This is a genomic window from Companilactobacillus halodurans (assembly GCF_009600985.1).
Classification (GTDB): domain Bacteria; phylum Bacillota; class Bacilli; order Lactobacillales; family Lactobacillaceae; genus Companilactobacillus; species Companilactobacillus halodurans.
The window spans coordinates 19,798-34,719 of the sequence record NZ_VDFP01000020.1 but is presented as its reverse complement, the minus strand read 5'-3'; the positions used below and the strand labels follow the sequence as shown (position 1 = coordinate 34,719).

General features: G+C 34.5%; 10 protein-coding genes. 8 read left to right on the top strand and 2 right to left on the bottom strand.

Features of this window, described 5'->3' with window-relative positions:
• Nucleotides 1-69 precede the first annotated feature (69 nt).
• The 8 genes from FHL06_RS09445 to citG all read left to right on the top strand — a co-directional run bounded on the left by FHL06_RS09445 (nucleotide 70) and on the right by citG (nucleotide 11,110).
• On the top strand, nucleotides 70-1,647 hold the full coding sequence (locus FHL06_RS09445; RefSeq protein ID WP_153386039.1) for a peptide chain release factor 3: 1,578 nt from the start codon (nucleotides 70-72) through the stop codon (nucleotides 1,645-1,647).
• A 398-nt stretch (nucleotides 1,648-2,045) separates the two neighbouring features.
• A complete protein-coding gene (locus tag FHL06_RS14935) occupies nucleotides 2,046-3,047 on the top strand; it encodes a glycoside hydrolase family 73 protein (protein WP_153386038.1) in 1,002 nt (333 codons plus the stop codon).
• 257 nt (nucleotides 3,048-3,304) lie between these two features.
• Nucleotides 3,305-6,397: an L-type lectin family protein gene (locus FHL06_RS09435; protein ID WP_153386036.1), complete on the top strand. Its 3,093-nt coding sequence runs from the start codon at nucleotides 3,305-3,307 to the stop codon at nucleotides 6,395-6,397.
• A 102-nt stretch (nucleotides 6,398-6,499) separates the two neighbouring features.
• The gene (gene brnQ, locus FHL06_RS09430) at nucleotides 6,500-7,855 is read left to right on the top strand and encodes a branched-chain amino acid transport system II carrier protein (RefSeq protein WP_153386034.1); all 1,356 of its coding nucleotides are present in this window, start codon (nucleotides 6,500-6,502) and stop codon (nucleotides 7,853-7,855) included.
• Nucleotides 7,856-8,181: 326 nt separating this feature from the next.
• Nucleotides 8,182-8,493, top strand: coding sequence for a PTS sugar transporter subunit IIB (locus FHL06_RS09425; RefSeq protein ID WP_153386032.1), 312 nt, complete (start codon nucleotides 8,182-8,184; stop codon nucleotides 8,491-8,493).
• An 11-nt stretch (nucleotides 8,494-8,504) separates the two neighbouring features.
• Nucleotides 8,505-9,728: a PTS sugar transporter subunit IIC gene (locus FHL06_RS09420; protein ID WP_153386030.1), complete on the top strand. Its 1,224-nt coding sequence runs from the start codon at nucleotides 8,505-8,507 to the stop codon at nucleotides 9,726-9,728.
• A 5-nt stretch (nucleotides 9,729-9,733) separates the two neighbouring features.
• Entirely contained in the window at nucleotides 9,734-10,078 is a 345-nt protein-coding gene (locus FHL06_RS09415; protein WP_153386029.1) for a PTS sugar transporter subunit IIA, read from the top strand.
• Between the two features lie 219 nt (nucleotides 10,079-10,297).
• On the top strand, nucleotides 10,298-11,110 hold the full coding sequence (citG, locus tag FHL06_RS09410; protein ID WP_153386027.1) for a triphosphoribosyl-dephospho-CoA synthase CitG: 813 nt from the start codon (nucleotides 10,298-10,300) through the stop codon (nucleotides 11,108-11,110).
• 47 nt (nucleotides 11,111-11,157) lie between these two features.
• On the opposite strand, the gene FHL06_RS09405 is transcribed toward citG, so the two are convergent.
• Entirely contained in the window at nucleotides 11,158-11,586 is a 429-nt protein-coding gene (locus FHL06_RS09405; protein WP_153386024.1) for an SLAP domain-containing protein, read from the bottom strand.
• 189 nt (nucleotides 11,587-11,775) lie between these two features.
• Nucleotides 11,776-14,889 (bottom strand): LPXTG cell wall anchor domain-containing protein, encoded by a 3,114-nt coding sequence (locus tag FHL06_RS09400; protein ID WP_153386022.1) that lies wholly within the window; start codon nucleotides 14,887-14,889, stop codon nucleotides 11,776-11,778.
• Nucleotides 14,890-14,922: the final 33 nt, after the last annotated feature.

Sequence of the window (14,922 nt, the reverse complement as noted above, 5' to 3'; positions counted from 1 at the left end):
GCGTTAGATAGAAGAGGAAGGAAATGCGTAAAAGCAGTTATCAATAGTTGTTTTTACGCTTAGATAAATATGGATCAAAAACAACTAGAACAAGAAGTAAATAAACGTCGTACTTTTGCTATCATCTCTCACCCGGATGCTGGTAAAACTACTATTACAGAACAAATGCTTTATTTCGGTGGGGTAATTCGTTCTGCTGGTACAGTTAAGGCTAAAAAATCTGGTCAATTTGCGACATCTGACTGGATGGAAATCGAAAAGAAACGTGGAATCTCTGTAACAAGTTCAGTTATGCAATTCCACTATCGAGATAAAGATATCAATATCTTGGATACTCCAGGACACGAAGATTTCTCTGAAGATACTTATCGGACTTTAATGGCAGTTGATGCCGCAGTCATGGTGATTGATTCTGCCAAAGGTATCGAGCCTCAAACTAAGAAATTATTCAAGGTCGTTAAACAACGTGGTATTCCTATTTTTACATTTATGAATAAATTGGATCGTGATGGACGCGACCCACTTGATTTGATTGCTGAATTAGAGGAATTGCTTAATATCGAAGGCTGCGCAATGAATTGGCCTATCGGTATGGGTAAGGAATTAAAAGGTCTCTATGATATTGCCAACAATCGTTTGGAGTTATATCGAAAAGATGGCGACGACCGTTTCTTGCCTTTGAATAAAGATGGTCAATTAGAAGAACACAATCCAATCGAAGAAGAGGGCAGCTATGAACAAGCTCTTGGAGAAGTCGATTTGATTAAAGAGGCTGGAAATCAATTTGACCTTGATAAGATTAAAGCTGGTAATCAGACTCCTGTCTTCTTCGGTTCAGCTTTGACTAATTTTGGCGTTGAAACTTTCCTCAATACATTCTTAGATTTGGCACCAGCACCAAGTGCTCATAAGCAAAAAGACAGTGAAGAAATCGTTAAGCCAGATGATGAAGAATTTTCAGGTTTCGTCTTTAAAATTCAAGCTAACATGAATCCTAATCACCGTGACCGAATCGCCTTCGTTAGAATTTGTTCGGGTGAGTTTGTTAGAGGAATGGATGTTACGCTTCAAAGAACTGGTAAGACAATGCGTTTGAATAATGCAACCGAATTTATGTCTGATCAAAGGGAAACAGTTAAAACAGCTGTTGCTGGAGATATTGTTGGACTTTATGATACAGGTAACTTCCAAATTGGCGATACGATTTTTACTGGTAAAAAATCTGTTCAATTTGAAGACTTGCCACAATTTACGCCTGAAATATTTATGGAAGTTCAAGCTAAGAACGTTATGAAGCAAAAGTCATTCCACAAAGGGATGCAACAGCTAGTTCAAGAAGGTGCCGTTCAGTTGTATAAGAAATATACGACGAATGATTACATCTTAGGTGCTGTTGGACAACTACAATTTGAAGTCTTCCAATTTAGAATGAAGAATGAATATAATTGTGATGTTGTTATGAAGCCAATCGGTTCCAGAATTGCTCGTTGGGTCGACCCAGAACAATTAGACCCATCAATGTCTTCAACTAGAAATATGTTGGTCAAAGATTTGGATGATAAACCATTATTCTTGTTTGAAAATAGATTTGCGGAAAACTGGTTCACTAATAAATATCCAGATGTTAAGTTAACTTCAAAATTATAAGAAATCGCTGAAAGGCGGTTTTTTTTATTATAAAATTTATGTGGCACTGCAAAAAAATAAATAAAGGGGGATTTAACAACAAGGTGAATGCGGAGGCAATAATTGGAATTGTCGAATCAGAAATTTGAAAAGATTAATTCTAACAACCGATTAATTTTTTTATTTTACTCAGTAACAATTTTGTAATTTCTAAATGACTTTTTTTAGAATATCGGGGAATTTCCTGAGTTTTTCATAATAATTCTTTAAAGAACTTAAGAAAATCTTAAAGTCAACCGTCAAAAAATTACAATTATTTTTCAAATGTTTAATTCTTGTTACAAAATCCGTGTTTTATTGAAAGTGCTTTTTTTAAATAGTAGTCTATAACTAGATTATTTATTAAGGGGAAACCATTTATGTCTAAAAAAAATCTGTTAACTAGTGCTCTAGTACTTGGAACATTGGCTGCAACTGCTACACCTTCCGTAGTTTCAGCTGCAACTACAAATGATGTTGATTCAACAACACCAACAAATACAGAACAAGTAAGTAATAAATCAGAAGATAATAAATCAAACGTAATTGCTGGATCAAGTGTTAAAAAAGTTGATACGACAGTTGCTAATTCAGCAACAGTTCAAGCTGCCAGTGAATCTGTCAGCGCAGCTTCAAATACTACAGCTATTATTCAAGCCGCTTCAGGGGTTACGACTTCACAACAACAAGCTTTCCTTAATGAAGCTATACCAATGGCTCAAAAGGCAGCTGCTAAATATAATCTTTATACTTCAGTAATGTTGGCTCAAGCTATTTTGGAAAGTGCTTGGGGTACTTCTACTTTAGCTACACAAGGCCATAACTTATTTGGTATTAAAGGTGATTACAATGGTGCCTATGTAACAATGCCTACTTCTGAATGGAGTTCTTCACAAGGTTGGTATACAATCAATGCTAACTTCAGAAAGTATCCTAGCTACTATGAATCATTTGCTGATAATGGTGACAAACTTCGTAACGGAGTTTCATGGGACTCAAGTTATTACAAGGGTACGTGGAAGGAAAATACTAGTTCTTACAAAGATGCTACTGCATGGCTACAAGGTAGATATGCAACCGCTCCAAACTATGCATCTTCACTTAACAACTTGATTTCAACTTATAACTTAACTCAATATGATGGAACACCTGAAACAAACGGTGGTTCACAAACGAACGATAATTCAATCACTGTTAAGAATACAAATGGCAGCTATGTTCCATTAGTAGCCGTCAATAGCGATGGTTCTACTAAAGCTATCACTAACCGTGGTTTAGCTAATAACACACCTTGGTATACTGACCAAACAAAGACAATCAATGGTCATGTCTATTATCGTGTTGCTACAAATGAATGGGTACAAGATTCATATTTAGCATAATTATTGATTTGTAAAATGAAATAAGAAAACTTTTAAAATATGAAGCATAATAATCAATTTTGGTTATTATGCTTTTTTTAGTTCCCTTTTTTAGCAAATTTTGAAGTGATTCATGCCATCTTTTTAAATTCAAGACAAATTGTATAATAATTCTTTTCAATAATTGAATCCAAATCATACTGGTTACTTAGTATTATTTGTATACAAGGATAAATATTTATTATAAAAAATATGTTGCAATTTATGAGGTGGACATCATGAAAAGGAGAGGACTAAGTCTATTTGCAATTTTATTATTGCCAGTTTTTATTTTTCTTAGCAAAATCACTACTGTTCAAGCTGCCGATTCAGATACAAAAGCAACACATCCAACAACACAAGAAGTTTTTCAAGGAGCTCCTCCATGTCTTAAACTGGAGGATTATTTTGAAAAAGTCGATACTTATCAAGGTACTACTGCAGTTTCAAACAGTGTTCAAATATTAAAAGCAACTGATTCAGGATACCCTTCTGATATTATCCGTTTGACGAATGGTAACAATCAGGTCGGTTCAGTTTGGGGAAAAGCTAACAGTACGTCAACGACTGATACTAATTACAATTATAATTATTTAGATTTATCAAAGGATCAGGAAATTTCTGGTTGGATTTATATCGGAGATTCTGATGCCTATGGAAAAACCGGGGATGGATTAGCTTTGGTCCTTCAAAATGACGCTCGAGGAATCAATGCCATTTCTACTTATAATTGGTCGGTTCTGTTTCAAAATAAAAGCAAAGCTGTTGGAGGGGAAACTTTAGGAGTTTGGGGTGGTGTAGATAGTCCTACCGATATTTCCAATACAACTAAGTTTGCTCAAGGAGCCATTCAAAATAGCTTGGCTATTGAATTCGATTCTTATAGAAATGAAACTAAATCTGCAATTTTATCTTCTCAAGATAATTACTTTGATGCGCTGACTGATTCTACTAACGTTTTAGAAGCTAAGGGAGAGCATATCGCCTGGAATTATCCTGGAGAAGCCAGTACATATGAAAGATTTAGTTATTCTCTGGGTTCTTATTTTGGAATGCATCATAAAGATTCAATTCATAATTTAACGATAGCTGGTTACGATGGCACCCCTGAAATTGATCGGGCTTGGCATCATTTTACTTTTAAATACACTAAACCAGAGACTAGCGGTGGAACGACTGCCAAGATGTCTTATATTTTTAATGATAAAAATTATGACGGTTCAGTGAGACCTTTTTCAAAATGGGATAAAAGAGAGAATATCTCAATAGATTTGAACAAGTTCAATTTAAATTCAGGACAAACAAAAATTCGTTGGGGATTCACTGGCGGTACCGGTTCACCGGATTCTAAGGTAGCAGATAATTCGATTATTTTGGAAAAAATCCCTGCCGTTGCCAATGTTTTGTCAGCAACAAGTTTATTTGATATCACGCAAAATAGAGAGATTTTGGATTTAGATCAAAATCCAACAGCTGATTCCAAGGTCAATAATAATGACCAATTGAGATTTGATTACGATTTGAACTATGATTCAGGACTTTCAAAAACTGGGAATATCACAACTGAACTTAATTTGCCAACGTATGTAGATTTCACTCAAAATGATGATGGTATTGGCAAAATTATTTATACAGATGAAGATGGCAATGAGATTTCCAATGATATCCCTGATTCAGCCTTAACTAGCGATAAAACGACTCTGAATTTAACGTTAAATTCAATGGATTTAACTAATAAAAAAATCAAAATTGAATTATACGGATACGCTAAGGCACCTGATTCGGAAACAGCAAACGTTATAACGGTGCCACAAGCTCATACTTCATATCAAAGTGACCATTATACAGGCGATGTGATGTCGCCTCAGTTTGAAATCGACAATGAAAGCCTTAATCTCACAGCTACAAGCGATACAAATCAGGAAATCATTGAGAGCCAATCAACTACTTTAAGCGGTTTAGCTAATTACTTGAAAGGCAGTACCTTTGATGGAAATGGTTTATCAGTTCATGCAAAAATTGATGATGGCGACGAAGTGATTTGGAATGACATTTCAACAACTGCAGGCGATAAGGAAGCCATAATTTCAAAGGAATTAACGGGAAAGTACTTAGGAGTTGGAAATCACAAAATTGATGTTTATCTGACTGATTCATCGAGAAGAATTTCAAATACGATAACTTATAACATTCAAGTTATTGAAAGAAAATTAGAATTGACTCCTCAAGATGAAGAAATTACGGTCAATGATAATAAACCAGTTACAATTACTGGAAATTACAACTATTCCGATGATTCTGGTTTCCAAAACGATACTGCAACGATAACTTATCAAATCACAAATGAAGGTGAAGATTCTCAAGAGAGCGTAACGACGACGATTTCTCAAGAAGTTGATGCAAAAAAGGGCAGTGCTAAAATCTCATTAGATCCAATAGCCTTAAATAAAGCTACTGATATTTCATTAGATGATTATTTGAAGACGAATAATGTCGGATTAAAAGAAGGTAAAAATGAGATAACGATGGTTGTTTCTGATACAGCTGATAATCCATCGAATAAAGTAACTTTTGTTGTCAACGTGCCTAAAATGGAACCACTGATTACAACAAAAGATTCGCAATTGTATTCTTTAGGGATGTTTCCTATTGAAATTCCATTGACTTTTGAATATCCAACGACCGCTGAAACAAATAATTATCAGTTAAGTTCAAATGATTTAGAACTTAATTCTACGATTGACGGAGTAACTTATCGCTCTAAACCAGCAATGAATGGCGATATCGAGAATCCATACGCTTGGAATCCAATTGTGGAGTTGAATGATTTAGGAATTAAAGAATTGGATAAAACTACTTATACAGTCAAACTTTACGTAACTGATCCTTATGGAAGAAAATCTAATGAATTAACTTATCAAATAGATTTCAATTTAAAAGGGGCAGAAGTACTGGTTGATGATTCTAGCTTTAAGACAATTGATCCCAAAACATTTGAAACTGGTTATGTAGCGCGAAATAATGATTGGAACGTCAAAGTTAGAAGTTACAATTCAAAATGGAAATTGAATGCATCAGGTACCAAACTCCAAAATACTATTGGCAATAAGGATACCGATTTGAATATGTTTTATGTAGATGAATATTCAGCTACGAGCTTATTAAATGATCCACAAATTGCAAGTGATGACCAGACTAATAGTGGCAATCAAGTCTTTGATATTTCCGGTAATTGGAATCATGATGAAGGTATTTTGTTGAAGACTGATTCAGTTCCAGAAGCCGGCGACTATCAAGGAAAAATCACTTGGAGTATCGATGACAGTATTTAAAAAAGAGTTGAGATATTAATTTATCTCGACTTTTTTATTGTCCTCAACTCCTGAATCGCTTATCATATTTAAATGAGCTTTTTATGTGAGAGAGTGAAATAAATGAATGAAAAATTAACCTGGAGAAATCTTTTCTTTATCGGATCAATGTTGTTTGGCTTATTCTTTGGCGCCGGTAATCTGATTTTTCCCGTCTTTTTAGGTCAACAAGCTGGTAATAATGTCTTTTTTGCAATTGTTGGATTGTTGATAACAGGAGTTGGTCTGCCACTACTAGGGGTAGCTAGTATGGGCGTGACTGGCAGCAATAGTGTTTTTGATTTGGCAAGTAACATTAATCGTCCTTTTGCCTATGTTTTTACAATTCTGTTATATATGACGATGGGACCGTTGTTCGCTATTCCCAGATTAGCGACGATTTCGTTTCAATTAGGGTTGGTTCCTTTTGTCGCCAAATCTCATCAAGTTTTAGTTTTGGCAATATTTTCGGGAATCTTCTTTATCGTGACTTATTTGTTGGCTAGAAAACCTAGTAAATTAATGACTTATGTTGGTAAATGGTTGACGCCAATATTTTTAATATTATTAGGAATTCTAGTAGTAACAGCTTTTATCAAACCAATGGGTGGTTTGAATGCGAACCCTCAAGGACAATACGTTAAAAATCCGACTTTGAGTGGTTTTACTGAAGGTTATAATACGATGGACGCCTTAGCCTCATTAGCTTTTGGAGTCGTTGTAATTGATACGATTAAAAATTTGGGAATAACGCATCCGAAACAAATTGCTAAAGATACTATCAAATCAGGTTTTATTTGTGTAATTTTGATGGGCATAATTTATGGATTTTTAGCATTGATAGGAACAATGAGCGTCAATCAGTTCTCATTGGCAACTAATGGTGGCGTAACTTTAGCGCAAGTATTCAATTATTATTTTGGTTCTTTTGGCAGTTTATTGTTAGCTTTAATCGCAATCATTGCATGTTTGAAGACGTCAATTGGTTTATCATCGGCCTTTGGAGAAACTGCTCAAGAGATGTTTCCAAAGTTTAATTATCAAGTAGTTTTAATTGGTGCTGGGATTCTTTCATTTGTGGTAGCAAACATTGGCTTAACTAAATTGATCAATTATTCAACACCTGTGTTGATGTTCTTATATCCATTAGCCATCGTTTTGATAATCATTGCAGTGTTAACGCCGATTATTGGTGAATCTAGATGGATTTTTGGAATTGCAACTTTATTTACTTTGATACCTGCAATTTTGTCAGGTTTGAATGCTTTACCCGATGCATTGAGAAGTACTGGTTTAGTCCAACAAATTTTGACAGTCAATCAGTACTTGCCAATGGCGCAATTGAATTTGGGTTGGGTCTTGCCAGCAATAATTGGCCTTGTTATCGGTTGGTTGATTAGTTGTTTTAAGAACTATCGAGTAGTCGATGAAACTAGATGAAATATGGAAAAATAAAAATCTGTCATTCACAATCAAAATAAAAAATGATTGTCAATGACAGATTTTTTAATATCTCTATATCCCTTTATTTATGGGCATTTAGCTTGTTTTTGCTTGCCAAATTGTCTAAGGTTATATATAAGATTGCAGGGGGTATTGTGAATTGGAAGTATCAACTCTACTAAATAATTATTTGAATTTGAAAATTAATTTCTATCAGAAAAGGAAACGTTGGCAAGATTGAATTGCTAACGTTTCCTTTTTTATTTCTGTAATTTTTCATATTAAATTGATGTAGAGAAAAATAAAAATATTTGGAGAAAATTATGACGACAAGAGTTTTATTAGTTTGTGGTTCAGGAGCATCATCAGGTTTTATGGCTGCTAATATGCGAAAAGCCGCCAAGAAACGTGATTTGGATTTGAAGATTCAAGCACGTAGCGAATCAGAACTAGAGAATTATTTAAATGAAATCGATGTTTTAATGATAGGACCTCATTTAGCTTATTTAGAAGATGAGATGAAGGATTTAGTCAGCGACAAAGTAAAAGTCATTTTAATGAATGCTGATTATTATTCAATTTTAGATGGTTCAAAAGCGGTGGATCATTTATTAAATGTAATTGGGGATAAGTAAGGGGAATTTTTATGAATGAATTTATGAATGTTTTAAGTACTAAATTGGCACCGAAAATCAATAAAGTTAATCGTAATATCTGGATTAGTGTTTTAAAGGATTCAATTCTACAAGTCTTGCCATTTATCTTGGTAAGTTCATTTATTACATTATTGGGTTTGTTTTCCAATATATTTAAATGGTGGCCTGATCTTTCAGGTATCAGCAATTTTACTTTTGGGATAATTTCTATCTTTGTATCATTTTTGATTCCTTTCAATATGATGGAAAAGAAGAAATTGTCTAAGCAACGTCTAATCTCTGGTTTAACAAGTATCGGATTATTCTTATTACTGACTAATCCTAATTTAACAAAAAATGGCGAAGCTATTTTCCAATTCAGTTTCTTTGGAGCTGGTGGGATGTTTGTTGCTATTTTATGCGGTATCTTCACAGCTTTTGTGATGGAGAGATTTGGTAGTTTTTCATTTTTCAGTGAAGACAGCGTTATTCCTGACTTTGTGACTGCGTGGTTTGATTCAATGTTGCCAATTGGAACAGTCATTGCTTCAGGATGGCTGTTTGTCGATGTTTTAAAAATTGATGTTTATAAATTAATTATTCAATTGTTCTCGCCATTAGGAGGAATTGTCGAAACTTTGCCTGGTTTTGTTTTGGTAATGTTTATCTTTTGCTTCATTTTCTCAATGGGAATTTCTACTTGGGTAATGACGCCAATCACAACGCCAGTTTTCTTAGCCGCCATCCAAGCCAACCAAATGAATGGTGCATCAAAAATTGTTACTAGTGAGACGCTTTATTCAGCCTACTTGTGGATTGGTGGTGTAGGTTGCACGATGCCATTAGTTTTGATGATGCTATTTTTTGCTAAATCGAAACGTTTAAAGACTTTGGGGAAGGCCTTTATCGTGCCTAGTATTTTTAATATTAATGAACCAACGGTCTTTGGTGCGATCGTTTGGAATCCATATTTGATGGTGCCAATGTGGTTGCAAGGAATTATTTTACCAATCATCGTTTGGGTAGGATTGAAGAGCAAATTGGGTCAAATTCCATCATCTGTTTTCCAATTGTGGTATGTGCCATTTCCAATTTCAACTTGGTTGACAGGGAAAACATTTGGTTCAATTATTCTAGTTTTATTGGTGTTCATCGTGGCTGCTATGATTTGGTATCCATTCTTCAAATTGTATGACCGTGATTTGATGGAAAAAGAAATTGAAGAAGTGGAGTAAACTAAATGACTGATAATGATGCAACAATTAAAAATACCATGGATATCATCCTTTTTTCAGGTGATGCCAGAACCTTGATTATGCAATCGATGGACTTATTGGGGGATTGTGATTATCAAAAGGCCCAGGATTTGATGAAACAAGCTCATGAAAAATTAGTTAAGGCTCATCAATTGCAGACTGACCGTTTGCGAGACGAAGCTGATGGAGAAACCTTGGAATATTCAGTTTTATTCACTCACGCTCAAGATACAATGATGACCGTTAATACTGAATATAATTTGGTTAAGCATCTGATAAGTGTATTTGAAAAAAGAGACCAGAACTGCTGTGAAAAGAAATGTCGGTAAATTTCTAATAGCATCCTTCAAATAATCATAAGAATTTTTAAGTAAACGTATCCAAAAACATCTTCCTTACCCATTTTTGGTAGATTATTCAAATTTAATGTTTTATTATATAAGAGTTGCTTGTATCAATTAAGCTACTAGTATTTATTGTGAGTAATAAAACGGTAGTAGAAATGCAGAATTATATAATAAACTAATAAATGATAATTTGGAGCTTTTATGAAATTAAGTACACATTTGGCAGATGCCGCCCTAAAAGCCCTGTTATATGAAGTAGACGTTCAACCTAAACCGGGTTTAGTTGATCCAGTCGATCACTCGACTCATTTGGATATGGACGTTTTTACTTTTATTGACAGTGCTGTTTCATTACGACCATATTTAGAACAATTCGCCCAAGCTGGAGTTGATTTTGAGGGTGAAGATTTAACTAAGTTATTTGCTTCTATCAGAAAAATCGGAGTCAAGGCTGAGAAAGCTATGTTTGAGGCAACTGGAGAAATCAATACTCACAAAGGAGCAATATTTTCTTTGGGAATCCTTTTAGCAGCAACTGGATATGACCAAGATAATACTCGCGTGATTACTGAACGAATGCTTCGCGGTTTGACTGAAAATGATTTTAAAGATTTGGATAAAAAGAAGAATCTAACCAATGGTGAGAAGATGTTTCTTCAATATGGCGTGACTGGTATTCGTGGTGAGGCTGAGCGTGGCTATCCAATCGTGTTTGAAAAATCGTTACCTTTCTTAAAAGCACATTTTGGCAATGATTTCAATAATGTTTTATTGGATACATTGATGGTAATAGTTTCTGAATCATACGATTCTAACGTTGTTAAACGTGGCAATTTGGAATCTTTGAAGAATGTTCAAAAATACGCTCAAGATATTTTAGAGGCTGGGGGATGCAGCAATCCTGATGGTCGTGAAATTCTAGATGATATGAATAGTTATTGTAATGAAAATAATCTTAGTTTAGGTGGCAGTGCTGATTTATTGATTATTACTGTCTTCTTATTCTTGATATGAATTGAAATTAAAAGGAGTTGATCAAATGGTCAACTCCTTTTTAGTGATTAAAGCCAGCTACTATCATTGACAGAAGTCAGTTTATCTTTTTTAGAAGCTTGGTAATAAGTGCTTTGATTGAATTCGTCTTGATTGCCAATCTTATAAATCGTGTCTTTGGTTACGTAATGGGATAATTTTTTACCGTCTTTATTGTAAAAATGTGCTTTTGGAACAGTTACTTGAAGACGGAAATCATCGGCAACCATGGTTTCAATCATATTTTCGTCATATTGAGAATCATTGGTAATGATTTTAACATCACTTGCTTTAATAAATTTATCTTTACCGATGTGATAATAGAAACCATCAGATTTTAAATTGCTGGTGGTAGTAGTTGCGTGGATGGTGGTTTGATTAATTGCAGGAACAGTACTTATGCCAGTACCAATGGCAACGAGGGATGCTAATAAAAGACTCTTTTGAAGTAATTTCATAGTTTTTACCTTCTTTGAGAAACTTGATAAATTTGCTAATCCTTTATCAAAAAAGATAATAACTTATTAAAAGTGAGAAGTATATTTTACGGTGTAGCCAAGTGGTATAGGGATAATCTTGTATGAAATAATAGTCTCGAAAATATAAAAAAACTGGTCGGCCTAATTTAGGCTGATCAGCTTTTTTAACTAATTCTCATGTTTCGTTCTCTTTTTTATAATTACTGCAATTCCTAAGATAAAACCGATTACTATCAAAACCCAACTATTCTTATTACCAGTTTGTGGGAATTTACCTTTGCCATAACTTGCTGCTTGAGATGCAGGTATTATGCTATTTGAAGTTGCTACACCTGATAATAGTGATTGAGTGATTGCATTGGAATTTTCAGATTCAATTGCATTTTTTTTGGTAGTAGGAGTTGTTAGATTGGATAATGTAGAATTTTCCGGATTAATCACTGGGCTTGCTGGGTAACTTGGGTTTTTAGAAAGGGAAGTTATACCAGGTTTTCCAGGTATTAATTGGACAGTATTTGAAGAACTTGGTTTGCTAGGTTTTCCAGATGGATAAGTAGCACTAGGTTCATTAGGACTCTCTGGATTAATCACTGGAGAATTTGGCTTGCTAGGATTTGTCGATGAATTGCCTGTGCCAGAGTCATTAGGTTGTTCAGGGTTAACATTTGAATTATCTGGATTATTAGGATTTGTTGATGAATGACCTGTACCGGAGTTATTAGGTTGTCCAGGGTTAACGTTTGAATTATCCGGATTATTAGGATTTATCGATGAATTGCCTGTACCAGAGTTATTAGGTTGTTCAGGGTTAACATCTGAATTATTTGGATTATTAGGATTTACCGATGAATTGCCTGTACCAGAGTTATTAGGCTGTTCAGGGTTAACATCTGAATTATTAGGATTATTAGGATTTATCGATGAATTGCCTGTACCGGAGTTATTAGGCTGTTCAGGATTAACATCTGAATTATTAGGATTATTAGGATTTATCGATGAATTGCCTGTACCAGAGTTATTAGGTTGTTCAGGGTTAACATCTGAATTATTTGGATTATTAGGATTTATCGATGAATTGCCTGTACCGGAGTTATTAGGCTGTTCAGGATTAACATCTGAATTATTAGGATTATTAGGATTTATCGATGAATTGCCTGTACCGGAGTCATTAGGTTGTCCAGGGTTAACGTTTGAATTATCCGGATTATTAGGATTTACCGATGAATTGCCTGTATCAGAGTCATTAGGTTGTTCAGGGTTAACGTTTGAATTATCCGGATTATTAGGATTTACCGATGAATTGCCTGTATCAGAGTCATTAGGTTGTTCAGGGTTAACATCTGAATTATTTGTAGGTGGTGTTACGGTACTAGGTGTAGATGATATTTTCTCATCTTTAGCCTGTAGATTATTAGTACTATCTTTTACTACTGTGAAATTGATAGGATCTTTGTTAAGTTCATATCCACTTGGGGGAGTTACTTCAACAAATGAGTAATCTCCAGCGTCAATATCAGTGATCTTTATTTGACCATTTTCATCAGTAGTCAGGTTGCTTTCGATTACTTTGCCATTACTGTCTAATAGATTATAAACGGCACCAGCAAGTGGCGTATTTGTAGTGTCAACTTTTGTCAGAATTACTTGACCAGAATTTGAAATAGTAGCTTCATTAACATTAACATTAAATTTTTCAACTTCTACTGGAGTCGTTTGACCTGCAACAACGGTAAAATTGACTGGCGTTGAATTTAATTCGTATCCAGTAGCTGGTTGTGTTTCAACAAATGAGTAGTCCCCGGCTGCTAAGTTGTCAACAGCAATTTTGCCATTATCATCTGTTACTAAGTTTTCTTTGACGATGTTGCCATTATTATCTAAAAGCTTGAAAGTTGCACCTGCAACCGCTGCGTTAGTGTTTGAATCAAGTTTTTCTAAGATGACTGCACCAGGTTCAGCACTATCCGTTTGATTAACTGTTATATCTTCCATTCCATTTGAAGGTATCGTGACTTGGATTGGAGAAGGATTTAGCTGATAACCATCAGGTGCTTTGACTTCAGTTAATGTATAATCTCCATATATAGCATTGTCAATAACTAACTTGCCATTAGTATCAGTTATAACATCAGGCATAATAGTTTCTCCACTATTGTTAGTAATTTTGTATTCAGCTCCTTGAAGGCCATTTCCAGTGATTGGATCAGTTTTATTTAGGGTGATTGAGCCATCATAATTAATACCACCACCACCACTGTTACCACCGGAATCAATGCTTATCCAATCATATGCAGTTGAATCCACATTAAAAGTTCCTTCGTTAGATGACATTGAGTCACGATTCATCCAAGATACAAAGTTATCTTTATTTGAAGTTATCGAAGTACTAAAAATAATATTAAAGGTTTTAGAAATATTATTAGGTAAGGAAATTGTAAATTGATCTCCTGAAGTCGTTACAGTTGGAGTAATTGATTGTCCGTCACTAATAAATTGGCCTGATTTGTATGAACCAGTAGTTATGGTTAGAGAATCAGGTATATATGTTTGATGATCTTCTGGTGGATTTCCCACTAAACTCCCTAATGTATCCGTAATAACAACATTATTCAAATCATGGTCATTAGGGTTAACAATAATATTCCAAGTTATTTTTTTATAAGTTTGAGAGGGATCAGTTTTTGGTATTTCGCCGGTTTCATTGATCATCCAATCGTCAGTGTCACTGTTACCGTCCTCATCACCCTCAGAAGTACCTTTAGTAAGTATGGAAAGAGTTCCAAGACGACTAGTATTGGCAGTTGAAAAAGCATCATTGAAAGTTATAGTACCATTCGATGCATCACTCTTAATAGTAGCATTACCGACAACAACTCCTTGAGAGTTATAAATTGGTAATGATGAATCCTCGTAAGCGACTAAACTATTAGGTAGTTTAAAATTTGCTGTATCTCCACTTTTAACTTGAATACCATCAGGAATACTCCAGTTGTAATTGACATGGTAATTTAGCCAAAAATAAAGGTTATCAGATGGTTTAACAGATTTTCCATTGAGATCAGTAATTGTACCATCGTTAACAGTGAGTCCAGTTACGGGAATTACTGAACTAACATTGGTTGTAGCTGTATCATCAGTTCCCCCAGGAGGACTGGTTGTGGCGGTAGAGGCTGATGAAGAAACTGTTTCAGCTAAAACTGGATGATTAGGAATAAAAAGTAATAGAAAAGTTAAAAAGAAAGTCAAAATGGTTATTAAAAGAAATGATCTTTTCATTTTCATAATTTTTATCTCCTTTATTGATAGAGGATGAGT

Coding starts and splice junctions, on each gene's coding strand:
- FHL06_RS09425 (WP_153386032.1), top strand. CDS start 8,182: ATGACGACAAGAGTTTTATTAGTTTGTGGTTCAGGAGCATCATCAGGT.
- citG (WP_153386027.1), top strand. CDS start 10,298: ATGAAATTAAGTACACATTTGGCAGATGCCGCCCTAAAAGCCCTGTTA.
- FHL06_RS09445 (WP_153386039.1), top strand. CDS start 70: ATGGATCAAAAACAACTAGAACAAGAAGTAAATAAACGTCGTACTTTT.
- FHL06_RS09435 (WP_153386036.1), top strand. CDS start 3,305: ATGAAAAGGAGAGGACTAAGTCTATTTGCAATTTTATTATTGCCAGTT.
- FHL06_RS09415 (WP_153386029.1), top strand. CDS start 9,734: ATGACTGATAATGATGCAACAATTAAAAATACCATGGATATCATCCTT.
- FHL06_RS14935 (WP_153386038.1), top strand. CDS start 2,046: ATGTCTAAAAAAAATCTGTTAACTAGTGCTCTAGTACTTGGAACATTG.
- FHL06_RS09420 (WP_153386030.1), top strand. CDS start 8,505: ATGAATGAATTTATGAATGTTTTAAGTACTAAATTGGCACCGAAAATC.
- FHL06_RS09405 (WP_153386024.1), bottom strand. CDS start 11,586: ATGAAATTACTTCAAAAGAGTCTTTTATTAGCATCCCTCGTTGCCATT.
- FHL06_RS09400 (WP_153386022.1), bottom strand. CDS start 14,889: ATGAAAATGAAAAGATCATTTCTTTTAATAACCATTTTGACTTTCTTT.
- brnQ (WP_153386034.1), top strand. CDS start 6,500: ATGAATGAAAAATTAACCTGGAGAAATCTTTTCTTTATCGGATCAATG.